Genomic DNA, 24,761 nt, shown 5'->3' with positions numbered 1-24,761 from the left:
ACATATAGATGGTTTTGGGAGGAATAGTTGTGAATGAACAAATTTCAATTTTAGTAGTAGACGATGAGGATAGAATCCGCCGTTTGTTAAGAATGTATTTAGAACGTGAAGGGTATGTAGTAGAAGAAGCTGAAGACGGAGAAGAAGCAGTGGAAAAGGCATTAGCAAATGAGTACCATTGTATTCTCCTTGATATAATGATGCCTGAAAAAGATGGCTTACAAGTATGTGAAGAAATTCGTGATAAAAAAACAACGCCAATTATTCTATTAACGGCAAAAGGTGAAGAGGCAAACCGAGTATCAGGTTTCGAACTAGGAGCTGATGATTATATTGTAAAACCATTTAGCCCACGTGAAGTGGTTTTACGTGTAAAAGCTATTTTACGTCGTTCTGCAGCATTCTCACCAATTACAACAACTTCTGCATCAAAAGATTTAGTCGTCTTCCCACATTTAACAATCGATCATGACGCACACCGAGTTTCTGCTGATGGTGTAGAAGTCAATTTAACACCAAAAGAATACGAATTATTGTACTTTTTAGCAAAATCACCAGATAAAGTATTCGACAGAGAGCAATTATTAAAAGAAGTATGGCATTATGATTTTTTTGGAGATTTACGTACAGTTGATACACATGTGAAACGTTTACGTGAAAAACTAAACCGTGTTTCTGAAAATGCGGCAAAAATGATTGTAACGGTATGGGGCGTTGGCTATAAATTTGAGGTAGTCAATGAATAGAATGTGGAACAGCGTTGTCGGGAAGCTATGGGTAACCATATTGCTTCTCGTTTCTTTTGTATTGTTTGTTTTCACTGTACTAATGCTCGAATTTTTATCAAACTACCATACTAAACAAACAGAGTCCTCATTACGTCAAGAAGCTTCCACAATTGCTCGTATTATCAATGACCGTGAAACAACGGACTCTACAAAGGCTATTATTTCAGATGTTCTGAGTGATGAAACAAATGCATTAATCGCCGAGAAACCAGGTAAAGTTTCTTTTTCATTACAAGAGGGACTTAATCAAGAGGGAATTAAACAACAAATTCTTAATGAAAAAGCATTTGATAAAGTATTTACATCGAATGCACCAGTTGTAAAAGAAATGATGCTTCCTTCAACAACGAAAAAAGAACATATGGAGTCTTACATCGTTTTAGCTTTTCCTATAGATGTTGAAAGCGAACTACACGGAGCCATATTTATTTATCAAAGCCCAGACGCTATACATAGGACGACAGAAGAAACGACTAAAATTGTCTTTCTAGCGGCGGCAATTGCTTTGATGTTGACAACTTTCTTTGCGTTTTTCTTATCAACTCGAATTACGTCTCCTCTTCGTAAAATGAGAGAAGCAGCATTTGAATTAGCAAAAGGTAATTTTGAAACAAAAGTACCTGTTTTACAAAATGATGAAATTGGTCAATTAGCGACTGCTTTCAATCAAATGGGCAAACAACTTAAACACCACTTAGAAGTAATTAACCAAGAGAAAGAACAGCTATCAAGTATATTGACATCGATGACAGACGCAGTAATTACGTTTAATCGTGACCGTACCATTTTGGTCAGCAATCCACCTGCGGAACTTTTACTACAAAAATGGTTTATCAATAAGAGTGCCAATAGTGATAAACCTATTCCTGCTGAAATTTATCATATGCTTGACCACGTTTTAGACTTGGAAGAAGAGCTGGAAGTAGAGCTTGAAATTGAAAGATCCTATTATGCGATTTCAATTAGCCCGTTATATAGTGGAAATTCCGTGCGCGGTGCAGTAGCTGTGTTACGAGATAAAACGGAAGAGCATCGTTTAGATAAATTACGTTCAGACTTTATAGCGAATGTCTCACATGAATTACGAACTCCAATAGCGATGCTTCAAGGCTATAGTGAAGCGATTATGGATGATGTCGTCTCAAGTGAAGAAGAACGTAAAGAAATGATTAAAATCATCTATGATGAGTCGCAACGAATGGGGCGTTTAGTCACAGACTTGCTTGACTTAGCTCGTATGGAATCAGGACATATGCGTTTATATAAAGATTCTGTTCCAATATCACCTGTTATTGAAAGAATTACGCAAAAATTTGTTCAAGTAGCAAAAGAGAAACACGTAAATCTGACATTTAATACAACAATCGAAGATACACTTCACTTAGAAATGGATGAAGACCGTATAGAACAAGTATTAACAAACTTAATTGACAATGCCATACGTCATACACTAGTCGAAGGAAGTGTAGAAGTTATTGTAGACCGTCAGCTATCCTTTGCACGCATTCAAGTAAAAGATAACGGTGCAGGGATACCTGCCGATGATTTGCAGTATGTATTTGAGCGTTTCTATAAAGCTGATAAAGCTAGAACACGTGGTAAGGGTGGGACTGGTCTAGGTCTTGCCATTGCCAAAAATATTGTTGAAGCACATAAGGGTAGAATTACAGTGGAAAGTGAAGTTGATAAAGGAACTACATTCACATTCTATTTACCAATTGAAAAAATGTAAATTAAATGTAAAACACGGATTGTAAGTTAGAAGACTTTACAATTCGTGTTTTTTTGCATATAGTTATAGTGTATTACAATTAAATTATGGTTCATCTTCGGGGCAGGGTGAAATTCCCGATCGGCGGTATTAGAGAACTAAGCAATACTCTTGAGCCCGCGAGCCGCAAGGCAGGATTTGGTTAAATTCCAAAGCCGACAGTATAGTCTGGATGGGAGAAGGTGAAGGTACGGTCGTCTTTCAATTTGAGTATCAATAAGACGCTTATTTGACTATGCCTAAATTCTCCCTTAAGTACACTATGTGCTTAAGGGTATTTTTTTGCATAGCAACAACGACTATACCTTTCCTCTTTTTGAAGTGGATCTACAAAAGGAGAGAAAAGTATTATGAAGAACATGAAGTTGCAGAAGAGGATTGCAATTGCAATGTTAAGTAGTATTTCTTTTGTTTTAATGCTATTTAACTTCCCTCTACCACCGTTTCCGGCATTTTTGGAAGTGGACTTTAGTGATGTGCCAGCCTTAATCGCAGCAATCACCATGGGGCCACTAGCAGGTATTCTAGTTGAGTTATTTAAGAACGTGTTAGATTGGATTTTCTCAGGGAGTCCTACAGGTATGCCAGTTGGCCATATTGCAAACTTTACAACAGGTGTATTATTTATCATGCCGGTATATTTTGTTTATAAACGACTTTCAAGTACAAAGGGCCTAACTACTGGGTTTGTCATTGGTACACTATCGATGGCAGTAGGTATGAGTTTACTGAACTATGTACTATTCTTACCTATGTATACGTACTTTTTAAATGTCCCAGCTACAACTGGAACAGCATTAACGAAAATGATTGTACTAGGTGTTTTACCTTTTAATATTATAAAAGGATTCATTGTCATGATTATATTCATGCTATTGTTTAATAGCATGAAAAAATGGATTGAAAAACAACGAATGCATTATTTAAATTAAACCTTCAGCCGATGTTTGTAAAAAGACATCGGCTTTTATAATTGAATAAAACGTTGAATGAATGTATAATACTGTTAATAAATAGAATATTCAGTACATTGAGTAAGATAATGATGTAAAAACGAGAATATATAACTTGTGATTTTACAATGTTATATAATTTATTCGATATATCGAGATTAACTTCCATAAAAGAAAGGATGTATGTGAATGGCTGAACGAAAATTATTAAGCTCCTTTTTTACATCAATAATTGCCTTTTTTACATTACCTTTATTATTTATGCAAACAGATGAACATTTTCTACACAGTGCATTTGCATTAACCGTATATGTCGTTCCAATTATTTTTACATACGGTTTATTAGCTTCGTATATAGCAGATCGAATAGCAGAGCGTAAAATGAATGTGAGAGGTTACTCTCTACTATTGCATATGGCTTTCGGAACAGGAATTGTCATTCCGATTACAGTTGCATATTACTCACAAGGTGGAGTTTGGTCACTTCAAATAATAACAGCTGCTACTGCTGGCTTCATTTTAGGAAGCGTTTTCTTTTTCGTAGATTTAATGTTACGTAAAGTCGCTATTCGTATGACGCAATATTCTTATGAAGAGCAGAATATTTGAATTTAACATCAATTAGCAATGAGGCCCTATATCTCATTGCTTTTTTTATGATAACAATAAAGTGAAAAAAAGCTAAAGAAACAGGATTACTAATAGCTGTAGGAAGAAAAAGAAGTGCCGATATAAATTGTTCGGTTATACTTTGAGAGCATATTTTGACAACAATAATCAATTTATGCTCTTATCATTATCTATTCATTAATTCTTTTAATAACACGTTGTAACTTTATTATCCGCTCACTTATCATTATATTTTCAAGGGAAAAGGTGGGAAAAGAATTTAGTGATTCTCTTACATTTATATTAAACAAAGAAAAGAAAAAAACCTGAGCATAACGCTCAGGCTTTCATCATTCTTTATGAGTTAAGGTCATTATGAAACTTACTATTAAAATTAATATAATTGAACCAAGTAAAGCTGGTAGGATATAGAAATCGCTTAAGGCTGGTCCCCATTGACCAAATAAATTACCACCTATCCAAGCTCCAATAATACCTGCAATAATATTGCCAATAATTCCTCCGGGGATGTCTTTACCTATAATTAGGCTTGCTAACCACCCCAAAATTCCTCCAATAATCAAAAACCAAATAAAACTAAACATATGTAAACCTCCCTATAATCTTAAGGTACTAATTCCCTGTAGACTAAATATGAAACCTGTAAAAGCCAATTAATACTGTGGTGTAAATTTGAGCAAGTGATAAAGAATTACTATATTCAAATGTAGCACTGTGTAATAAAGTGAAATTAGGCCTCCTTGGATTAGAATATGCTAAAGAGCGGTAGCTACGCTATATTATTTAATTAACAACCCTGTTTCCATTATTCCTTCAAAAGTCCCTCAATCGTCTCCCAACAAAAAACAGAATAATGATGTATAATGATAGAGGTGCTCTTTTTGAAAAGTACTATTAAACAACAAATGCAAGAATAATGCTATACATTAAAACCCTATAACTATATCTTGCAAATATACTCGATAGGTGGAAACAACATTGAATTACCGCGTTTTACTTTATTACTTTTACACAACGATTGAAGACCCAGAGGCATTTGCTGTAGAGCATTTAGCATACTGTAAATCAATTGAGTTAAAAGGTCGTATTTTAGTCGCTTCAGAAGGTATTAATGGAACAGTCTCAGGAAATGTGGAACAAACAGATGCTTACATGGCTCATATGAAAGCTGATCCTCGCTTTGACGGTATCGTTTTCAAAATTGATGAATCAGAGCAACATGCTTTCAAGAAAATGCATGTACGTCCAAGACCTGAACTTGTAAATTTAAGCCTAGAAGACGATGTTAACCCGCATGAAATTACAGGTAATTACTTAGAGCCAGCAGAATTCTTAGAGAAGATGCAAGAAGAGAATACAGTAATCGTTGATGCACGTAATACGTACGAATTTGATGTAGGCCACTTCAAAGGCGCGATTCGCCCAGATATCGAAACGTTCCGCGATTTACCAGACTGGATTCGCGACAACAAAGAACTACTAGAAGGTAAGCAAATTTTAACTTACTGTACGGGTGGAATTCGTTGCGAAAAATTCTCAGGTTGGTTAAAACGTGAAGGTTTTGAAGATGTGAGTCAATTACACGGTGGTATCGTTACTTACGGAAAAGACCCTGTAGCTAAAGGTCAGCTTTGGGACGGTCAATGTTACGTTTTCGACGAACGTTTAACTGTACCCGTGAATCAAGTAGAGCATGTAATCGTAGGTCGTGATCATTTTGATGGCGAACCTTGTGAACGTTATATTAATTGTTCAAACCCTGAATGTAACAAGCAAATTATCGCTTCAAAAGAAAATGAAGATAAGCATTTAGGTGGCTGTACTCATGAATGTCGTGTACATCCTCGTAATCGCTATATCCCTCGTAATGGTTTAACTGAGGTTGAAGTAAAAGAACGTTTAGCACAAATTGGCGAAGTAATCGCTTAAACAAATTTATAGAAGGCTGCCATATGTCGGGATCTCCCATACACTGGCAGCCTTTTATCCGTTTAATATGCCAAAAAAGCAGAAAGGAATTTACTATGCCGACTTTAAAAGGAACAATTATTATTCAAAAAATGAAAGGACCCAATATCCTTTACATAGATAAAACTGCGCTCGCAAAATACTTTATTGATTTTGATGGGGAAGACGTACAAATGAACCTACATTTGCAAAAGTCTCAATTACAAGAATATAGAGGTACAGCTGAAATCTTCTGCTTTGAAGGAAAAGATGGTTATGGTGGCATTAAATTTGCCAATGATTTTTATATAGATGATCATGACATCTTGGAATTATTAGAAGAACATGAAGGAGAAATAGTTGAACTAGCAGTTGAGTTAGAATAATAGATATTATTGAAGTTAAATCTATCTTTATACCAAAGTAAAAGCAGCAAAAGGGCCTATTTATGCTCTTTTGCTGCTTTTTTTCGTGCCTCAAAGAAATCCAGTATGAATTTTTGAAATTGCTTTGCAGCAGGGGATAAATAGCGCCCCTCTGCCCAGGCCATGCCAATAATACGTTCACATTTCACATCACTGATATGAATTTTAGCAATTTTCCTAGGATTAATTTCCTCACCGTCCGGTAACAATGAAAAGCCAAGTCCATTTGCTACAAACCCTGCAACAGTCCCTACCTCATCACCTACAAAAGTGATTTTAGGTGTAATTCCGACCTTCTCAAAAATTTCATCAACCGTAATACGTAAAGCGTACCCTTTTTTTAACAAAATAAATGATTCATCAGCTAGTTCTTTAAGTGTAATACTCTTCTTCATAGCTAGTGGGTGATAAATCGGCACAATCAGATACAACTCATCTCTCCATAATTCAGTCCATTGGATAGGTTTTTCGACTTCCATCGCTGCTAGCAAAGATAAATCAAGCTCGCCTGATTTTAGTTGTTTTAATTGTGTATGTGTATGATTTTGAATAAGTTGAAAATGGATATCAGGGAATTCTTTGCGGAATAGCCGTATTAAATCAGGTACTACATTTGTACCTAGTGTATGTAAAAAGCCAAGTGAAACTTCACCTTGATTTGGGTCGACGAGCTCTTGAATCTCATGTAAACCATCCTGATATTCCTGCATAATATTATTTACACGTTTTAAAAACATAGCGCCGTAACGATTTAAAATAATAGAACGTCCTTGTCTTTCAAATAATGGTACTCCTAACTCATCTTCAAGTCGTGCAATAGAGCGACTAAGTGCAGGTTGTGATATAGATAAAAGCTCAGCTGCGCGGGTCATATGTTGAATGTTAGCTAGTTTTTGGAAGTATTCGAGTTGTTGCCATTCCATGAAAAGACCACCTTTTTTATAGTGAATCAATTGATACCTTTTATGCATGATAATGATAAGAATTATAAATTATACATTATTAATCGTCAATGTTAATATGAGGTAGACATAAAATAGACACAACAAAAATATTGACATTTTTAAGGGGATATTTTATTGCGAAAGTCTGTTTTTAAATAGAAATGAAAACATTTCTAATACTCTATAGAGTTTTTAAAGAAAATTAAATTAAATATGTTTTACATAAACGGAATGGCGAAAGCCAAAAATTAATTACTTGTCGATTACAAAGGAGATAGTCAAAATGAAACTAGTCGCACCTAAATCTTTTACACTTGAAGGAGGAAGTAAAGCAGTATTATTACTTCATGGCTTTACAGGAAGTACAAAGGATGTAAAAAGATTAGGAAAATATTTGCAAGATCGAGGATATACAGTTCATGCACCGATGTATAAAGGTCATGGTGGATCACCTGAAGAATTACTTGAAACAGGTCCTGAAGACTGGTGGAATGATGTTGTTGCAGGCTATAACCATTTAAAAGACCAAGGGTACGAAGATATTGCAGTAGTTGGTATTTCACTTGGTGCAGTATTCTCATTACGCGTAGGTGAAGAGTTCCCAGTAAAAGGCGTAGTATCAATGTGTGCACCAATCAAACGTGAAAATACTGATGGGCTTTTTGATCGCCTATATGACTATGCTAAAATATATAAATCATTTGAAGGTAAAACAAGAGAACAAATCATTGCTGAACTTGAAAGTTTAAAAGCAACGCCAAAAGGCTCTTTAAATGATATTCAAAAAATCACAGAAGAAACTTGTGAAGACTTACATGAAATTACAGCACCGACATTAGTTATGCAAGGTGCTCTAGATGCGCCGATTTACCAAGAAAGTGCACCTTTTATCTATGAACAAGTTGATGCTGAAGAAAAAGATATCATCTGGTATAAAGAATCAGGACACATCATTACAACAGGTAAAGAACGCGATAAAGTGTGTGAAGATGTAACGGATTTCCTTGATCAAATTGATTGGTCTATCGCCAACTAATAATTTCTAACCTAAGAGAAGTACTCGAGTTATTATACTAACTCGAGTGCTTTTTCATTTGTTTTGCTTTCATAAATGTAACAGTTCGCGCTGTTGAATCATATAGACACCATTCTCTAGAACCTATTACAGCACCAACATTAACCCCGTATTTTTTTTGCTTCAATTGAATAGGTTTACCATAAGTAAAAGATTTTCTTTTACCTTTTTTATAAAATGCGGAATCATGGCTATGACCAAAAAAGAAGACGGATTGTTTAGCATCTGTTAACAGGGGTTTCCAATCTAACGACCACTTAAATTGATGTCCATGTATAATGTGCGCACCGTCAATTTTTAGAATCTCCGGAAGTTCATGAAAAGTTCGGAGACCCGTTACTTGCATAATGCGTTCCTCCTGATTTCCTCGAACAGAAGGGAACTGTAGCAAATTGCTAAAGTGCTCTGAATGCTCAGCAGCCTCGTCAAATGCTAGTCCCCTAATGTTTTTTGCTCTTTTTTTACCTATTTTACATTCAAATAAATCACCTAAACCAATGATTGTGGCATCTTCAGCCGTTTGATTTATATGCTGTAAAACTGCGTTAGTATCTTCAAAACACGAGTGCAAATCTCCAATCAATGCATACTTCATTTAGGTAATCATCCTTTCAAAAATATAGTAGAAATAATAGCATACATTAAATTGCTGGTAAAATAATTATTAACAGTTAAAAATAGTATAGCTACTTGTCGATAAATGTAATCACTTTATAAAGCATTTATTAAACACATGTGTAAGGTACCGATATTAGTAAGGTGACAAAATTACCTAATTGTTACAAAAACATGACACGAATTACGCTTTTATTAAGGTTGGGATATTCAGTGCCCATTTTTTTCAAGTCATGGTAGAATAAATGAGTGAGAAAATTGGGATATGAAATAAAGATTAGAGAAATGAGTTGACTAAGTTTGAAGATGAATACGAAATGGGGCCGCACAGCGGTTATGACATTAGCGTTAACAAGCGGCTTTATGTACACCGCGCAACCTCTACAAGCAGATGCAGCAACATCACAAGAAATGACACAAAAAAAAGTAAAGATAGATAAGAAAATTAAAAAGCTAGATAATGAGATTAAAGATTTAAAGAAGAAATTACAAAAAAAGACGGAAGACTACAAAGTAACTCAAAAAGACTTGAAAAAAGTTAATGCATCTATTGTGGAAACTGAAGAGCGTATAGAAAATCGTTCAGAAATAATCGACGATCGACTTAAAGCCTATCAAAAAAATGATAGCACAGTTAGCCCATACATAGAGGCAGTGCTTGGATCTGACAGTATTACAGACTTAGTCAGTAGAGCAATGAGTGTTAAAACAATTATTGATGCAGATCAAAACTTGTTAGAAGAACAGGAAGCTGATAAACAAGAATTGGCTGATCAAAAAGATGATTTAGAAAAAACACAAGCAAAATTGCAAAAACAATTCCAACAAATGCAAGAGGAAGAAAGCGCACTTGAAACAAAAAAGGCTGAAAATAAAGTTAAATCATTAGAGCTAAAAAGACAAATTGCCTCTAAAAAAGAGGAAGAACGTATTGCAAAAGAGCTCAAAGAAAAAGAAGAAGAAGCTCAGAAGTTAAAAGACCTTCAGAATACACGATTTGTAAGTGATGATAATAATGTTGGTAATGGAAATAACTCTGGGAATGGCAGTAATGGTGGTAGTCCAAATGACAGCAATCAATCTAAACCAAATGTTTCAGGTTCAAAAGCTGCAACAGAAGCCATTGCAGAAGCTAGTAAATATTTAGGTACTTCTTATGTATGGGGTGGGAGCAATCCAACTTCAGGGTTTGATTGTTCAGGTTTAACACAATGGTCATTCAAGCAAGCAGGATACTCTCTTCCAAGAACAGCAGCACAGCAGTATCTAGCAACTGAAAAAATTGATCGTAGCAGTGCGAAAGCTGGGGATTTAGTATTCTTTAGTTACGGTTCAGGTGTTGCACACGTTGGAATATACTTAGGAAATAATAGAATGCTAGATGCACAAAATAATGGTGTAGTTGTTGAATCTTTAGATTGGTGGAACCAATATTTAGTAGGATTTGGCCGTGTCTCTGGTGTAAACTAAACAATTCTAAAAGCTCTTTGTTCATAAAAGAGCTTTTTTTATGAGAAAAGTAATAAAATAAAGTGATTTTTTGTTTATCTGGATATGTAAAATAGACTTCACTAATCGTACGTGCATATCCGTGGCCAGCACTTCATAGCTAAAATGATCAATAATTAATTTTTCCTGAAATTTGTTATGAATGAAAAGGTTTCTTATTGGCTTTGGCTAAATTTTAGTAGCTGAGAAAAGAACTTGACGCAAAATGGTTGAGGACTTTGGTTTATTAATAAAATAATAGGGTATATGACTAGGGGAAAATAGATTTCTTTTAGCGAAATGATCATTGAGTTTAAAAATCAAATATTATATTTAGGTATCACGAAAATACCATCTTTTGATTCAAGATATATAGTATCATGTGGTGATTGGCTAATGCGAGGAAATTAATCGTTATCCAATATTGGATAATGATTAGATTTTTTAGGTATTAAGACATACTAGGTGTGAGTTTAATAGTTTATAAAATTATAAACATGCTATTGTAGCTATAATATTATTTTACTTATTAATCAAATAGGAGGATAAAAAGTACTTTGGATATGTATTAATTTGTCGATTATTTAAGAGATTTTCGCTATACTAGTAATTGTAAATATTCAATAGAGAAAGTAGTGAACGATTATGGCAACAGCGTCACATGCAGTAGAAATTCCATTACCAGCAACTGAAGTTTGGGACTTTGTAAGCAATATGGAGAAATGGGCAACACTTGTACCTGGATATAGAGAACATGAAATCATCAATGATCGTCAATCTACTTGGACATTTGCTGGAAATGTCGGTGTCTTGAAAAAAACTGTGAAAGTACAAATAGATATTATTGATTGGATAGAGCCAACTAAAATTACATTTAACCTTATTGGTTTAACAGATAAATTTACTGGAAACGGATATTTTGAAGCAACAGCATTAGAAGCTGAAAAAACCGAGATGGTCGGTTTCTTAGAAGTAAATGCTGGTGGTTTAGTAGCACCAGTCCTAAATCCAGTATTCAAAGCGGTACTACCAAAAGCAACAACTATGCTAACTGAACGTGTAGCTAATAAAATCAGATTAGTTCAAGTTTAATAGCTAAAACCGTCAAAAAGTCTCTCCATTTGGAGAGGCTTTTTTAGATTTCTGCTTTCAGCACTTTTTCTGAAAAATAGCTGTTAGTAGTCCGTCTATACCAAAAACGGGTTCATTTGATTCGGCTACTCTCATATTTCGTACTTCAATACACTCAAAGTCTTGAAAAACCCTTCTTAGCTTTTCTTCTGTAAATCCTAAGCCGCCCTGTAAACTTTTTATCCTATACACTTCCCAATCTGAAATACTAGAACCTCCAATAGGTCCATCTTCGATAAAACAGTTAATAGCAAAGTATCCGTTTTGCTTAAGCGATTTTTTAATTAAATCTATGTAATCCATTCTCCTATGTGGTGCAATATGATGAAAACAACCTGAATCATAAACTAGATCATATTTTGAATCCTCTATATATAAATCAAAAATATTATGATTAATAAAATTGATTGTAATATTTTTTTCAATCATTCTATCCCTAGCCCATTTCAATGATTCTACAGATAAGTCTACTGCATCTACCTTATAGCCTTTTTCAGTTAGGTAAATTGCATTTCTACCAGGTCCACATCCTAACTCTAATGCATGACCAGAGTTTAAAAGTTTTCGATCAAAATAACTGACTAGGTTTTCATCTGGTTTATTTTCAAAGAAGGGAATCCTCTTTTCACGATTTGAATAAAACTCATCCCAAAATTGTTCGGGTTCTCGTAGTAAACTGTCTAACATATTTTTTAAATCATCATAATTCTTAATGTTCTCCATACTTTCTCCCCTTTCAATTGGTTTATCTTGCTAATTTATCTTATCAACAATTGGGTGTATTATGGTTACAAATACATTAATTGTATATTAAAAGTAAAGGGTGTTAACTGTAGAGAGTACAACTAAAAGCTCTTTAAATAATCATAGGGTATCATGAATGCTACTCAACAGAAAGTATAGATGGATTGTACGATGGTTTTATAAAACTAAAATAGAACATGTTTAAATGGGTTTTAGGTGGTTTCCTCTTAATTAACAAGAAAATATTTTTACAATTATTACAATAGTATTTCAGCGGAAGTTCTAAAATATTTTAAGTATTCGAAATGATACATGGACATATACTCTTTTGTCTTTTTAGAGAAATCTCCAAAAACAACAAGAGAATTTCATGTTTTACACTATATCAATATCACTTATTATTCATTATCATTTAAATATTCAGAAAAAGGGGGTTTTTGATGACGAAAACGATGAACGAAAAGCCAAAAAAGAAGATAATTGAACGATTTTTAGATGGAGTAGAGAAAGCGGGAAATAAATTACCTGATCCTGTGACGCTCTTTGTTATAATGGCGTTTTTGATCTTGGGATTGTCATGGATAATGGCTAAGTTCAATGTTTCGGCTGTGAAACCCGGAACAGATGAGAGTATTGCCGTTATCAATTTACTTAATCAAGAAGGATTAATACGTATTTTAGGTGAAATGCAGTCAAATTTCACATCATTTCCACCTCTTGGAATGGTTATTGTTTCAATGCTTGGTATCGGTTTAGCAGAGCAAACAGGTTTAATCGCAGCATTGATGAAAAAATCTGTGATGAGTGCTCCACAGAAACTGATTATTCCATTTTTAATATTAACAGGATTGGTTGGAAACTTAGCAGCAGATGCAGCATTCATAGTTTTACCACCAATTGCTGCTTTAATCTTTATGAGTATTGGACGAAATCCACTTGTTGGTTTAGTCGTTACATATGCCGCAATTGCGGGTGGCTTTAGTGCTAACTTGTTAATTAGTTCTCTTGATGTTCTGTTACTTGGAATCACAGAATCTGCAGCACATCTAGTAGATCCTGAATATACTGGTCGTGCAACAATGAACTATTATTTCCTAATTGCTTCAACATTTGTTTTAGTAGGTTTAGGAACATTTGTAGCACATAAATTTACGATACCACGTTTTGGAGAATTTAACGGTGAGTTGGAAAAACTTGAACCTATTACTCCTATTGAAAATAAAGGCTTAAAATGGGCAGGTATCGTAACCGCAATATATGTTATTATTCTATTAATTACGGTTGTACCATCTAATGGTATTTTACGTGATCCTGAAACAGGTGGTTTCTTATCTTCTCCATTTATGACGGGTATTGTACCAATCATGTTATTTTTCTTCCTGTTACCAGCTTTAGCTTATGGGATTGTCACAAAGAATATTAAGAGTGACAAAGATGTTGCAGAGAAAATGTTTAAATCTGTTGCAGATATGGCTTCATTTATTGTATTAGCTTTTGTAGCAGCCCAAATGATTGCTTATTTTGGATGGAGTAATATAGGTCCAATTTTAGCGATTAAAGGTGCTGAAGTATTACAAGCGATGGATTTTACAGGTTTACCAATGATAATTGGCTTTATCGTAATATGTGCAAGTATAAACATGCTAATTGCAAGTGCTTCAGCTAAATGGGCATTATTAGCACCAATCTTTGTTCCAATGTTCATGTACTTAGATTATAGTCCAGCATTAACACAGGCAGTTTATCGTGTAGGGGATTCGATAACGAATCCTATAACACCAATGCTTGCATACTTTGCAATTCTTTTAGCCTTTGCTAAAAAATACGATAAAAATATCGGTATTGGAACATTGATTTCCGCTTTACTACCATACTCAGTTATCTTTGCGATTGGATGGATTTTGTTGTTTAGTATTTGGTTCTTATTAGGATTGCCACTTGGACCTGGTGATTCAATTTACTTAAAGTGAGGGAAATTATATGGAAAAATTATATGATTTATTGAAAGAGAATTATGGAGAAATGATAGAAATTAGACGTTTCCTACATGAAAATCCAGAGTTATCATTTGAAGAAGTAAATACACCGAAATATATTGCTGAATATCATCGTAACCTTGGACATGAAGTGACTGAAGGCGTCGGTGGACGAGGTGTAGTTGCTAAATTGCATGGTGCAAAACCAGGTAAAACTGTAGCACTTCGAGCAGACTTTGATGCCTTAGCGATTCAAGAACTAAATGATATCCCTTATAAATCCAAAGTAGATGGCGTTATGCATGCATGTGGACATGATGGACATACAGCAACACTTTTAGTATTAGCTAAAGTGTTAAACAAGCTTCAAGATGAGTTGGAAGGAACAATCGTTTTTATCCACCAACACGCTGAAGAACTTGCTCCTGGTGGGGCAATTGCAATGATAGAAGATGGTTGTTTAGACGGAGTAGACGTTATATTTGGTACACATTTATGGGCCCCTGAACCATTAGGGAATTTAATGATAAAAGATGGTCCTTTAATGGCAGCAGCTGATGGAATCTATATTACTGTAAAAGGAAAGGGCGGACATGGTTCTGATCCAAGTAATACAAAGGATTCGATCGTTATTGCTGCTCAATTTATCACAAATATACAGCAACTAGTAGCTCGCCGTGTAGACCCGATTAAACCAGCTGTAGTATCAATAGGACATATCGAAGCACTAAATCCCTTTAATGTAATTGCAGATTCTGTTTATATGAAAGGTACGGTTCGTACATTTGATGAGGATACACGTGATTTATTGGAAAAAGAAATTGAAGAAGTTTTAAAAGCTTCATGCTATTTAACAAAAGCAGATTATGAATATAACTTTGTACGTGGGTATCCTGCGGTTGTTAATCATACGAAAGAAACGGAATTCATTATGGACCTAGCAACACAAGTTCCAGGTGTGGATGAACTTCGTGTATGTGAGCCAGTAATGGGTGGTGAAGACTTTGCCTATTATCTAAATCATGTACCGGGTACTTTCTTCTTTACAGGTGCGAAAGATCCGAATTGGGAAGAGGTTTACCCTCATCATCATCCTAGATTTAATATTGACGAGCGTTCTATGTTAATAGCTGCAAATACTTTAGGTGCTGCAACACTGAAATATTTGCTTGAAAACAAGAACAACTAATAGAATATATAGAAATGACAATCCACGAGAGTTTTAGTCTCGTGGATTTATTATGGTTGCTGGTTATATAAAAATAAAGCAGCTTGTATATTCATGGCATGTTGAATATCGTTTAAATCGAGTTGGAGTTTTTCTTCTATTTGTTGGATTCTATAATAGACTGTATTTTGGTGCATATGCATTCGTTCTGCAGTTTGAGCAACATTTTTATGACAATGAAAATAATTAATAAGTGTATCTAATAAGTCGTTTTTAGTACGTTGGTTATCTTGAGAGGGTAAAATAGGATTCAATATTTCTTCAACAAAATATTGTTTTTCTATGGAAGACATGGATAGTAGATAACGATATATTCCAAGTTTTTTATATGAAATAATTGTTCCATCTATTAAGTGTTGAGTATTTTGTAAAAGTTCTAGATCCTGATAAGACGCAAATATCCCTTCAATATTTGCGATAACTCGACCAATTAAAATTCGTTCATTATTTTGTAGAGTAATATATTTATTAAGGGAGCTTTCGATATTCTCGTGTTGATCTCTTAAGGCAATTAAAATGATTAAAGAATCTTTATGTGGGAAAAATATGCAGTTCCCAATTGGTCGGAATTTATTTTGATATTGTGACTCTAGATTTAATGTGTTTGCATAATTCGCCTCGTTAAAACCTTCCTGCTTATAAGAAAGTAAGCAGTACGCTTGAAAGTATGTATCATCAAACATCGTATTTAATGTTTGATCTGATTGAGAAATCAGTAATTGTTGAAAGAGTGCCATTCTTTCTTGGACTTTTGATTCTAAAAATTTTTGCTCCTTCATTTGTTCAATAGCCATTATTGCAGTGCCATGAGATAGTGTTAATTTTGAATAGACATCTAGTGAATTTGCTGGGCAAATAACTAGAAGATAACCGGTTATACCATATAAAGAGGATATTTTAAAAATGTATCCAGTCAATTCATTTGGCAAAGAAACTTGAAAATACTGTTTTTTTGATGGGAATTGATAAAGTGATAGTTCTATCCAATCTATTATCGTCGGGAGATTCATATTAGTACTACTATGGCTACCAAACAAATAGTGACCCTCTGCATCAAAATACAGAAGTTCTTTGTCAATCATACTAGCTAATGATAAAATAATCTGTTTTGTATCACGTGCATTTAAAATAATTTCATTTAAACTATGGTGAGATGCTAAAGTTGAGCTCAAAGTTTGTGCACGTTTTTCTTTTTCCTCAAGATTTTGGCTAAGGATGAAGACTATTGCAATTTGAGTAGCAATTGCTTCAACAAACCCTATTTCTTCTTCAGTGAAATAATCATTAGAGAAAAAATTATCTAAAGTTAAGACACCTATTTTTTTATCCTTATAAGTAATAGGTACTGAAAGGCAGCTTTTTGGTGGGACCTGCTGAACGGAAGACTTTAAGTAATATTGATAGTTAGGTTCTTTCATATTACTCATTGCTTTCTTTACTGCGCTTTCACCATGGATAACTAACGTTTTTCCAGTTTTAAACACAGTGCCAGATATCCCTTCTCCAGAAGCGAGCCTGCTCTGAATATAATATTCTTCTTTAAAATTAACAGCAGCTTCAATAATGAGAGTTTCTTGTGTTGCATCCCATAAAAGTAGGAATCCTCCGTCTGCTTTATCGATTGTGTCGATAACGACTTCAATTATTTTTTGAACATCTGTAGTGTTTTCGATGTTTTTGGTGATTTCTATAAAGGCTTGCCATTGCTTTATTAATCCATTTTCTCTAACATGCATATTATGAACTCCATTTATGTAATTAGTTTATTTATAAGACGCTGAAATAGATTTAAAAAGTAGGAACATCTTATGAATGAAATGAGATTTCCTAAGACACTTTAAACTGATAGACTGTTTAAGAATATTGATTTACAACCAGAGATATACCTTGAAAATAAGTTGAATATATATGAATTCTCCAGCTTCGTTTTCACAATAATTCAATGGATGTAGCTTCCAAGAGCTCAAATTTAATATAATACCTAGAATATCCAAGAATATAGCTTGTATTTATTATTTTATCATAATTATTCCGATAATTTAGAAAATAATTGAAAAAGGTTACTGAAAATGACTAAGATAGTGATTCCAGCAATGTTAGTTTTCCTGATAAAATATAAATCTTGGAATTAGGGGGGATGAATAAGAGAAGATGTAGAAAACCACTTGAATTTCTATTGTCTTGAATAAAATCTTCAAAAATCCTTAATAATTTCCTTTATTTCGCCTTTATAAGTAAAGAAGTTTGAAAGATTTACAAGTTCGCCTTCAGGAAGAAATAGTGTAGTTTTGATACATAAAAATAGTGAATATCAGCTGTAGAAGAAAAAAATATTTTTGCTATGAGGATGGATAAATAACACCCCCTATGGGGAATAGGGGGTGTTATTTTTTTCTATTATATTGTATAAAATATCAAGAGAAAGAAACGACAAACAAATTAAAAGTAATAGAAAATGGAGACATTTAATACTCTAAAAAAACAAAATATAAACCTATACCGGTAATGATACAACTAAATATCTCCCTTGAAATTAATTTTTTCACATTTTAGCCTTCTTATAAATCCAAGGTCATATCTTCGATGTAATAAAATAAAAATCTGCTAATTAGCAATCTAAACAAAAAAAGGAATTGAAGTAAAGATTAATCCTCAAACAACTCTTCCATCAAATCAGCTACTTCTTTTCCCAATTGTTCTTTTCCTTCTGAATCAATTGTGATCTCTCCATTTTCAAACAGTAGTACATCTCCAGCTTGAACACCTTTAGGTAATTGAGTAAGTGAAAAATCTTCCAGACTATTTTCAAATTCAACAACAGCAATGTCCCCTTCAAAACGATCAATGATTCCTCTTTTCATGCTGAGCCACTCCTTAAAAATAGAATAAAAACAAAATAACTTTAGGGCTTATTTTTGATAATCGATAAAGTAAGTATCATAAGATTCTTTAAAAATGTATCCGAGCTTTTGAGCTAATTTAACAGATTCTATATTAGCACCATCCCAACTAGGATAAATTCCTCTGTTAAGACAATCTAATATCAAGGCAGAAGCTGTTATTGTTGCTAAGCCTTTTCTTATATGATCAGGGTGTGTAGCAACTTCAATCTCAATCCCATCATCATAAATACTATATGATGTGGCCCCACACACAGCTTTCCCTTCAATTAAAATAGCAAAACCAACACCTCTATCTAAAAAATCTTCTATAGAATTAAACTGACTTATAAAGTCTTCAGAAAGCTCATGAAAAGATGGTTCATTCACTATAGTTTTATCTATTTTTTTTAGTTCATAACCTTCTGGTAGTGTAGATAATAAGTTCTTTATATAGCTCACATCTAGATGTTCAGGAACCTTTTCAAATCTATATCGTTGGAATTTTTCTGTAGATCCTTTATGTACTTTTTCAATTAGTAGTTTCCATTCATCATTATTAACAATTGCAAGTGTATAATCAGGTAGATTGAATAATAGTTCTTCTGCTTCCTTTGTATTAGGATTTCCAGCATAAAATACAAAAATCCCCACAGTTACTTGTGCTACTTTAGGATTTTCAAGGTTGTCAACCCAAGCGGTTCCCATATGTCCTTGTAGACATGAGAGAACAATAGTACTATCCATATTTTCGAACATAGGTACTAACTTTTTTCTTACATTGATATCAGCTTCATAAATCATTGAATTCCTACTTTCTCTACAAAATATTGTAAATAACTCTTTTATCGATATTACCATTATTTTTCCAATTTGTATAATTGAATTTATTTTTTTATATGATGATTACAAGTACATATTAAAAAATAAAAATATATCGTATTGCATTTTCAACTAAAATTGTAGAGAAAATGAATAATAAAATGTAATTTTAGCTGAGAATTGTAAAGGACATATAAATGATAAAGTATTGACAGTTCGTTATAATAAATTTGATGGAAAGCCATACAGAAAGAATGTGATGATATGAATCGCAAAATAGTAGGGTCCATTATATTATTCATCGGTATACTAACTATAGCAGGGAAATTTTTCTTTCGTAATTTTGAGTACAGTGAAGCGTTATCTTGGGGGGGATTAGCGCTGACGATATTAGGTGCGTTAGTAATAAGTGAGAAAAAAACATAAAGGGGAGTCAGTAATGGAATCTTTGTTTGTTCAAAATATTTTAGGGATAGATAAACCAATCTTACAAGCACCAATGGCTGGAGTGACGACGCCTGAATTTGTAGCAGCAAGTGCAAATGCGGGTATTTTAGGTTCTATTGGTGCAGGGTATTTAAATGCGGAAGCGACTAGAAATAGTATTCGAGAAGTAAAAACTTTGACTGACAAATCATTCTCAGTAAATTTGTTTGTCCCAGAACAGGTTGAGGCAACTGATGAACAGATTGCACAAGCGTACGAGGCATTAAAGCCATTTCAACAAGAACTTGGGTTGTCGGAAGAAAAGGTTGTTTTATCTTTCAGTGAGTTCGCCGAGCAGGTAAAAGTAGTCGTTGATGAGGGTGTGAAAATTTGCTCTTTTACTTTTGGAATACCAGATCAAGAAACAATATCCTATTTACACAAACATGAGACTTATTGCATTGGCACTGCTACGACTGTAGAAGAAGCAATTGCGGTGGAACAAGCTGGATTAGACGCTGTAGTTTTACAAGGTGGAGAAGCAGGTGGCCACCGTGGGACGTTTTTAGAGCCTCTTACGTTAATTCCAACAATGGAGCTACTTAAAAACACGATCGGCAAAATAAAGATCCCCATCATTACTGCTGGGGGTATTATGACAAAAAAGCATATGCTTGAATTACTTAATGAAGGTGCAGAAGCTATTCAGATTGGTACGGCGCTTCTAGCAACTGAAGAAAGTGGCGCACATCCACTACATAAAGAAGCAATTTTAAAATCAGAAAAAGATAAAACAGCTTTGACAACCGCTTTTTCAGGGAAAGCTGCTAGAGGGATTGTAAACGATTTTATGACTTACATGGCAAATCAACCGATTGCTCCTTATCCAGTTCAAAATGATTTAACAAAGGAGTTACGTAAAGTAGCAGGCCAGGAAGGAAAAGCAGAATATCTATCAATGTGGGCTGGAGAAAATATGTATTTAGCTAAGCCCGGGAAGGTAGCGGATATTGTGCATCATTTTATAAGTGAAGACTATTGATTTAGATTAATTATGAGGCGTACTACATTTTTGTAGTGCGCTTTTCGTTTAATGAATTGTTGTATTTTCATAGAAAACTAGAATAGTTATTGGTTGAACTTTACGTTAACGTCAATGATATACTGCTTCTAAGTTCTTGTTAGGATGGTGGCGCTATTGAGGACAATTACAGATATTGCAAAAGAATTCGATGTAACGACACGGACAATTCGCTATTACGAGGAACTTGGTTTATTGTCTCCACAACGGACAAATGCAAAAAAAAGAATGTACACAAATTCAGATTATGCAAAGCTAAAACTGATTTTCAGAGGTAAGAGATACGGGTTTTCACTCGAGGAAATCAAAGAAATGGTTTTACTATTTGACAAGGATAGAACAGGTAAAAAACAACTTGAAAGAACCGTTGCATATGGAAAATTAAAAATGGCTGAAATCGATGAGAAAATGCGGGAGTTACAGGAAATTCGAGATGAGTTGGAAACTCTACATCTTGATTTTACTGAAAAGTTAAATAGTTTAAAAGGAGGCAGTTATATTGAATAGTTCACAATTATTAACGCGCAATGCAAGAAAGTATCCACATGGGGAAGCTATTGTAAGTCAAGGCAAGCGAATCAATTTCAAAGAGTTAAATCAACTAGTTAATCAATTTGCTAATGCTTTACAAGAAAAGCAAATTAAACAGGGGGATAAAGTTGTCTTATATATGCCGAATGTTGTGGAATTTATGATTAGCTATTTTGCCGTACAGCGTCTAGGAGCTGTAATTGTTCCAATCAATGCAAAGTTTTCAATAAAAGAAGTGGAATATATTGTTGAACATTCAGATGCAATCGCTTTCATAACTCATGAGCTTTTATTTCCTGTAGTCGAAAAATTACAAAATCCAGGTTTACTAATTAAAACAGGTGCTGAAGAAGATGGATGGTTAAGTTTCGAGCATTTAGTAGCTACTAGTAAAGATAAAGAAATAAATTGTTCTTTAAAAGAAGATGATGAATCAACTATTCTCTATACTTCTGGTACGACTGGTAATCCAAAGGGTGTACTATTTAGTTATCGAAATATATTAACAGTTGCCCAGATGATTTGTGTAGAAATGGAGATGAAGCCAGAGAGCAGATTACTCCTTATGATGCCACTTAGTCACTCTGCTCCCTTACACTTATTTTTAATGGCTGGAATGATTGTTGGAGCAACCGCGGTATTAACACCAACTTTCACACCAGATCTTTTCATCGATACGGTTATTGAAGAGAAGACGACGCATTTCTTTGGAGCTCCGGTAGCCTATCTATTAACAGCACAAAGTCCAAAGTTAAGTGATGCTGACCTTTCTTCAATGAAATGGTGGGTATATGGTGGTGCACCAGTATCTAAAAAAGAAGTAGAGTTCATACAACACGCTTTTAAAACTGACAATTTGGTATGTGTTTATGGTTTAACAGAAGCAGGGCCAAGTGGTTCGATTTTAATGGCACATGAACATGAAAATAAGGCAGGGAGCATAGGGCACCGTGCACCACTCCATACAGAACTACGTATAGTTAACGATATTGGTGAGGATGTAGCAGGAGGAGAAGTAGGGGAAATTGTTCTATTAGGTGAAGGTAATATGCTAGGTTACTATAAAAATGAAGAGGCGACTAAAGCAGCATTTATAGGTGAATGGTTGAAAACTGGTGACTTAGCTAAGTTTGATGAAGACGGGTACATTTGGGTTGTTGATAGAAAAAAAGATTTAATTATTTCAGGTGGGGTTAATATCTATCCAAAAGAGATTGAAGAACAAATATTGCAATATGTTGGTATTCATGAAGTTGCAGTAGTAGGAGTCCCTCATCCTGAATGGGGGGAAACTGTAAAAGCTGTATATGCTTCAGCTGAACAAGTCGATGTAGAGGAGTTGAAGTCTTATTTAACTGAGCATTTAGCGAAATTTAAAGTGCCAAGGCTATTTGAACAAGTCGAAGCACTACCAAGAAATGCATCAGGAAAAATATTGAAACAACCTCTAAGAAATGTAGGTGTAGTTCAATGAAAGTATTACAGGATGTAACTGAGCAAACAGCACGAAACTTCTTTCATGATAACCAAACTTTACAACTTATACTAGAAAAAACATTAGATGCAGATTTTTTAGATTATGCTAATCGAGAATTGAGCGTTTTTGGTGAATTATGTGCTAACGAAATCAACTTACGTGCAAAACATACTGATCGTGAAGGCGAACCGAAATTGAAACGATATGATAAATATGGGGAAGAAGTTTCTGAAGTATGGGTTAATGATGGCTATAAAAAAACTATACAGGAGACTTATGATACGGGGATTGTGGGCTATGTGCATAAGGAGATTCCTGCGCTTGGTGTGAAAGGGAATTACACATATAGCTTTGCACAAGGATATTTATTATCCCATGCTGAGCCGGGCTTTTATTGTCCTGTCACTTTAACTATGGCTACAGCTTATTTATTAGACCATTATGCAGATGAGTCATTAAAAGAGCGTTTTTTAACACCTGTTTGTTCTACAGGGGAAGGTCCATTATTTGAAGGGGCTACGTTTTTAACAGAAAGACAAGGTGGTTCAGACGTTGGTGCCAATGTTGTAAAAGCAATAAAAGAAGGCAACAACTACCGATTATATGGTGAAAAATATTTCGCATCGAACGCAGGAATGTGCGGAGTTGCAATGGTGCTTGCCCGTATTGAAGGGGCCTCAGGAGGTTCAAAAGGATTAACATTATTTGCAGTACCTTGGCGTAAGGAGAACGGAGAAGTCAATCATTTACGTGTGCGCCGTTTGAAAGATAAACTAGGTGTTAGGGCAGTACCTTCAGGTGAAGTAGAATTTGATGGAGCTGAAGCTTTTGTTGTGGGAGATCCTACTAGAGGATTTTACTATATGATGGAAGCTTTAAATCTCTCACGGATTTGTAATGCGGTTGCATCTATTGGCATTATGCGCAGAGCATTACTTGAGGCAAAAGACTATGCAACCCGTAGAAATGCATTTGGCAAGAGATTGGCCGATTTTCCTATGGTACGAGATACATTAGGTAAGCTTGCAGCAACACTTCATGTGGAAGTAGCAACCGTATTTGATTTGATTGGACTTTATGAAAGAGTGACAGCGGGTGAAGCTACGGAAAAAGAAGTGATATTGAACCGCTTGTATATCGCTATTATGAAAAAGGAAACAGCTGAGCAAGCAATTCATTTTGCACATGAAGCAATTGAAATGCATGGTGGAAATGGCTATATTGAGGATTTTGTGACACCAAGATTATTACGTGATGCCCAAGTTCTTACGGTTTGGGAAGGGACTGCGAATATTCTAGGATTAGAATTAATCCGTCTAGTAAATAAATACTCAGCACATACTGTATTCACGGATGTTATGCAAAAACGTCTACAGCAAATTACAAATAATGAGCAAAAACAAATTGTCGTTATTCAGCTAAAATTATTAACAGAAGAACTTTCTAAATTCGCGGGTTTAGATGCCGATTTACAAAGTTTTGAGGCGAAAAAATTAGCAAAGAAAATGGCGCATGTTTATGAAAGTGTAGTAGCGATCGAATGGGCAGTAAAACATGGTGGACGATATGAGAAACTTGCTGAAGTGTATTTAGATGAGGTGTGGTCCTTAAGGGAAATAGGGGACCCGATGAAAACAGTGCAATATTTTGAAGAGATTGTATAAGGGAAAACTGCGAGGAGTACTCTCGCAGTTTTTTTGTTCATATTTACTAATATCAAAAAAAGCGCCTCAAATAGAAAATTAGCAGCAGTATTTTTAGAATGTTAATGTGGTAATTTTGAAAATATGGGACAATAAAAAAATGGAAGATTATTAGGGGGAAATTTAC

23 protein-coding genes and 1 riboswitch are annotated in these 24,761 nt (G+C 34.5%); of the genes, 16 read left to right on the top strand and 7 right to left on the bottom strand.

The features are described from left to right. Positions 1-29: 29 nt before the first annotated feature. From MKY02_RS15850 to MKY02_RS15835, 4 genes are all read left to right on the top strand, one after another. Positions 30-746, top strand: a complete 717-nt coding sequence (locus MKY02_RS15850) for a response regulator transcription factor (RefSeq protein WP_038190918.1) — start codon at positions 30-32, stop codon at positions 744-746. Beyond that, positions 739-2,520, top strand: a complete 1,782-nt coding sequence (locus tag MKY02_RS15845) for an ATP-binding protein (RefSeq protein ID WP_038190915.1) — start codon at positions 739-741, stop codon at positions 2,518-2,520. The genes MKY02_RS15850 and MKY02_RS15845 overlap by 8 nt, the downstream gene beginning before the upstream one ends. 89 nt (positions 2,521-2,609) lie before the next feature. Next, a riboswitch (FMN riboswitch) is annotated at positions 2,610-2,747 on the top strand. 162 nt (positions 2,748-2,909) lie between these two features. After that, a complete protein-coding gene (locus MKY02_RS15840) occupies positions 2,910-3,491 on the top strand; it encodes an ECF transporter S component (RefSeq protein WP_038190912.1) in 582 nt (193 codons plus the stop codon). Positions 3,492-3,701: 210 nt separating this feature from the next. After that, positions 3,702-4,121: a hypothetical protein gene (locus tag MKY02_RS15835; protein WP_038190910.1), complete on the top strand. Its 420-nt coding sequence runs from the start codon at positions 3,702-3,704 to the stop codon at positions 4,119-4,121. A gap of 350 nt (positions 4,122-4,471) precedes the next feature. Here the strand turns inward: MKY02_RS15835 and MKY02_RS15830 are convergent, their stop codons facing one another. Next, positions 4,472-4,726: a GlsB/YeaQ/YmgE family stress response membrane protein gene (locus tag MKY02_RS15830; RefSeq protein WP_038190907.1), complete on the bottom strand. Its 255-nt coding sequence runs from the start codon at positions 4,724-4,726 to the stop codon at positions 4,472-4,474. Between the two features lie 382 nt (positions 4,727-5,108). Here MKY02_RS15830 and trhO point away from each other — a divergent pair, with 382 nt between their 5' ends. After that, entirely contained in the window at positions 5,109-6,071 is a 963-nt protein-coding gene (gene trhO, locus MKY02_RS15825) for an oxygen-dependent tRNA uridine(34) hydroxylase TrhO (RefSeq protein ID WP_340711514.1), read from the top strand. A 95-nt stretch (positions 6,072-6,166) separates the two neighbouring features. Further along, a complete protein-coding gene (locus tag MKY02_RS15820) occupies positions 6,167-6,475 on the top strand; it encodes a hypothetical protein (protein WP_076065222.1) in 309 nt (102 codons plus the stop codon). A gap of 56 nt (positions 6,476-6,531) precedes the next feature. On the opposite strand, the gene MKY02_RS15815 is transcribed toward MKY02_RS15820, so the two are convergent. Further along, entirely contained in the window at positions 6,532-7,437 is a 906-nt protein-coding gene (locus tag MKY02_RS15815; protein WP_076065221.1) for a LysR family transcriptional regulator, read from the bottom strand. Between the two features lie 304 nt (positions 7,438-7,741). On the opposite strand from MKY02_RS15815, the gene MKY02_RS15810 reads away from it, so the two are divergent. Beyond that, positions 7,742-8,494: an alpha/beta hydrolase gene (locus MKY02_RS15810; protein WP_038190897.1), complete on the top strand. Its 753-nt coding sequence runs from the start codon at positions 7,742-7,744 to the stop codon at positions 8,492-8,494. 37 nt (positions 8,495-8,531) lie between these two features. Here the strand turns inward: MKY02_RS15810 and MKY02_RS15805 are convergent, their stop codons facing one another. Then, positions 8,532-9,128 carry a metallophosphoesterase family protein gene (locus tag MKY02_RS15805; RefSeq protein WP_340711513.1) on the bottom strand — a complete coding sequence of 199 codons (597 nt, stop codon included), beginning with the start codon at positions 9,126-9,128 and terminating at the stop codon, positions 8,532-8,534. A gap of 326 nt (positions 9,129-9,454) precedes the next feature. On the opposite strand from MKY02_RS15805, the gene MKY02_RS15800 reads away from it, so the two are divergent. Beyond that, positions 9,455-10,618, top strand: coding sequence for a C40 family peptidase (locus tag MKY02_RS15800; protein WP_076065252.1), 1,164 nt, complete (start codon positions 9,455-9,457; stop codon positions 10,616-10,618). 663 nt (positions 10,619-11,281) lie between these two features. Beyond that, positions 11,282-11,728 carry a CoxG family protein gene (locus MKY02_RS15795; protein ID WP_038190892.1) on the top strand — a complete coding sequence of 149 codons (447 nt, stop codon included), beginning with the start codon at positions 11,282-11,284 and terminating at the stop codon, positions 11,726-11,728. A gap of 57 nt (positions 11,729-11,785) precedes the next feature. On the opposite strand, the gene MKY02_RS15790 is transcribed toward MKY02_RS15795, so the two are convergent. Continuing rightward, positions 11,786-12,490 (bottom strand): class I SAM-dependent methyltransferase, encoded by a 705-nt coding sequence (locus tag MKY02_RS15790; RefSeq protein ID WP_340711511.1) that lies wholly within the window; start codon positions 12,488-12,490, stop codon positions 11,786-11,788. A gap of 461 nt (positions 12,491-12,951) precedes the next feature. Between MKY02_RS15790 and MKY02_RS15785 the strand changes: the two genes are divergently transcribed. Together MKY02_RS15785 and MKY02_RS15780 are read left to right on the top strand one after the other, a co-directional pair. Continuing rightward, complete coding sequence (locus tag MKY02_RS15785) at positions 12,952-14,481, top strand: AbgT family transporter (RefSeq protein ID WP_340711510.1); 1,530 nt, start codon at positions 12,952-12,954, stop codon at positions 14,479-14,481. Positions 14,482-14,491: 10 nt separating this feature from the next. Next, entirely contained in the window at positions 14,492-15,676 is a 1,185-nt protein-coding gene (locus MKY02_RS15780) for a M20 metallopeptidase family protein (RefSeq protein WP_340711509.1), read from the top strand. A gap of 50 nt (positions 15,677-15,726) precedes the next feature. Here MKY02_RS15780 and MKY02_RS15775 read toward each other — a convergent pair whose 3' ends face one another. From MKY02_RS15775 to MKY02_RS15765, 3 genes are all read right to left on the bottom strand, one after another. After that, positions 15,727-17,451, bottom strand: a complete 1,725-nt coding sequence (locus MKY02_RS15775; RefSeq protein WP_038190883.1) for a helix-turn-helix domain-containing protein — start codon at positions 17,449-17,451, stop codon at positions 15,727-15,729. A 909-nt stretch (positions 17,452-18,360) separates the two neighbouring features. Continuing rightward, positions 18,361-18,576 carry a DUF3006 domain-containing protein gene (locus tag MKY02_RS15770; RefSeq protein ID WP_038190881.1) on the bottom strand — a complete coding sequence of 72 codons (216 nt, stop codon included), beginning with the start codon at positions 18,574-18,576 and terminating at the stop codon, positions 18,361-18,363. Between the two features lie 48 nt (positions 18,577-18,624). Beyond that, entirely contained in the window at positions 18,625-19,398 is a 774-nt protein-coding gene (locus tag MKY02_RS15765; protein ID WP_038190877.1) for a GNAT family N-acetyltransferase, read from the bottom strand. A gap of 282 nt (positions 19,399-19,680) precedes the next feature. Here MKY02_RS15765 and MKY02_RS15760 point away from each other — a divergent pair, with 282 nt between their 5' ends. The 5 genes from MKY02_RS15760 to MKY02_RS15740 all read left to right on the top strand — a co-directional run bounded on the left by MKY02_RS15760 (position 19,681) and on the right by MKY02_RS15740 (position 24,595). After that, positions 19,681-19,842: a hypothetical protein gene (locus MKY02_RS15760; RefSeq protein WP_155981212.1), complete on the top strand. Its 162-nt coding sequence runs from the start codon at positions 19,681-19,683 to the stop codon at positions 19,840-19,842. Positions 19,843-19,855: 13 nt separating this feature from the next. Further along, positions 19,856-20,884: an NAD(P)H-dependent flavin oxidoreductase gene (locus tag MKY02_RS15755; protein WP_076065215.1), complete on the top strand. Its 1,029-nt coding sequence runs from the start codon at positions 19,856-19,858 to the stop codon at positions 20,882-20,884. Positions 20,885-21,040: 156 nt separating this feature from the next. Further along, complete coding sequence (locus MKY02_RS15750; RefSeq protein WP_235175777.1) at positions 21,041-21,430, top strand: MerR family transcriptional regulator; 390 nt, start codon at positions 21,041-21,043, stop codon at positions 21,428-21,430. Continuing rightward, positions 21,423-22,928, top strand: coding sequence for a class I adenylate-forming enzyme family protein (locus tag MKY02_RS15745; RefSeq protein WP_340711507.1), 1,506 nt, complete (start codon positions 21,423-21,425; stop codon positions 22,926-22,928). Before MKY02_RS15750 ends, MKY02_RS15745 begins: the two co-directional genes overlap by 8 nt. Further along, positions 22,925-24,595, top strand: a complete 1,671-nt coding sequence (locus tag MKY02_RS15740; protein ID WP_340711506.1) for an acyl-CoA dehydrogenase family protein — start codon at positions 22,925-22,927, stop codon at positions 24,593-24,595. Before MKY02_RS15745 ends, MKY02_RS15740 begins: the two co-directional genes overlap by 4 nt. The last annotated feature ends 166 nt before the right edge of the window (positions 24,596-24,761 follow it).

It is taken from the genome of Viridibacillus sp. FSL R5-0888 (assembly GCF_038009105.1).
Lineage (GTDB): Bacteria > Bacillota > Bacilli > Bacillales_A > Planococcaceae > Viridibacillus > Viridibacillus arenosi.
The sequence above is the reverse complement of the archived record's forward strand: the minus strand, read 5'-3'. Positions and strand labels throughout refer to the sequence as shown.

Bases quoted from the DNA above. Each gene is read 5' to 3' on its own strand.
- MKY02_RS15845 (WP_038190915.1), top strand. From the start codon at position 739: ATGAATAGAATGTGGAACAGCGTTGTCGGGAAGCTATGGGTAACCATA.
- MKY02_RS15840 (WP_038190912.1), top strand. From the start codon at position 2,910: ATGAAGAACATGAAGTTGCAGAAGAGGATTGCAATTGCAATGTTAAGT.
- MKY02_RS15835 (WP_038190910.1), top strand. From the start codon at position 3,702: ATGGCTGAACGAAAATTATTAAGCTCCTTTTTTACATCAATAATTGCC.
- MKY02_RS15830 (WP_038190907.1), bottom strand. From the start codon at position 4,726: ATGTTTAGTTTTATTTGGTTTTTGATTATTGGAGGAATTTTGGGGTGG.
- MKY02_RS15820 (WP_076065222.1), top strand. From the start codon at position 6,167: ATGCCGACTTTAAAAGGAACAATTATTATTCAAAAAATGAAAGGACCC.
- MKY02_RS15815 (WP_076065221.1), bottom strand. From the start codon at position 7,437: ATGGAATGGCAACAACTCGAATACTTCCAAAAACTAGCTAACATTCAA.
- MKY02_RS15810 (WP_038190897.1), top strand. From the start codon at position 7,742: ATGAAACTAGTCGCACCTAAATCTTTTACACTTGAAGGAGGAAGTAAA.
- MKY02_RS15805 (WP_340711513.1), bottom strand. From the start codon at position 9,128: ATGAAGTATGCATTGATTGGAGATTTGCACTCGTGTTTTGAAGATACT.
- MKY02_RS15800 (WP_076065252.1), top strand. From the start codon at position 9,455: ATGAATACGAAATGGGGCCGCACAGCGGTTATGACATTAGCGTTAACA.
- MKY02_RS15795 (WP_038190892.1), top strand. From the start codon at position 11,282: ATGGCAACAGCGTCACATGCAGTAGAAATTCCATTACCAGCAACTGAA.
- MKY02_RS15790 (WP_340711511.1), bottom strand. From the start codon at position 12,490: ATGGAGAACATTAAGAATTATGATGATTTAAAAAATATGTTAGACAGT.
- MKY02_RS15785 (WP_340711510.1), top strand. From the start codon at position 12,952: ATGACGAAAACGATGAACGAAAAGCCAAAAAAGAAGATAATTGAACGA.
- MKY02_RS15780 (WP_340711509.1), top strand. From the start codon at position 14,492: ATGGAAAAATTATATGATTTATTGAAAGAGAATTATGGAGAAATGATA.
- MKY02_RS15775 (WP_038190883.1), bottom strand. From the start codon at position 17,451: ATGCATGTTAGAGAAAATGGATTAATAAAGCAATGGCAAGCCTTTATA.
- MKY02_RS15770 (WP_038190881.1), bottom strand. From the start codon at position 18,576: ATGAAAAGAGGAATCATTGATCGTTTTGAAGGGGACATTGCTGTTGTT.
- MKY02_RS15765 (WP_038190877.1), bottom strand. From the start codon at position 19,398: ATGATTTATGAAGCTGATATCAATGTAAGAAAAAAGTTAGTACCTATG.
- MKY02_RS15760 (WP_155981212.1), top strand. From the start codon at position 19,681: ATGAATCGCAAAATAGTAGGGTCCATTATATTATTCATCGGTATACTA.
- MKY02_RS15755 (WP_076065215.1), top strand. From the start codon at position 19,856: ATGGAATCTTTGTTTGTTCAAAATATTTTAGGGATAGATAAACCAATC.
- MKY02_RS15740 (WP_340711506.1), top strand. From the start codon at position 22,925: ATGAAAGTATTACAGGATGTAACTGAGCAAACAGCACGAAACTTCTTT.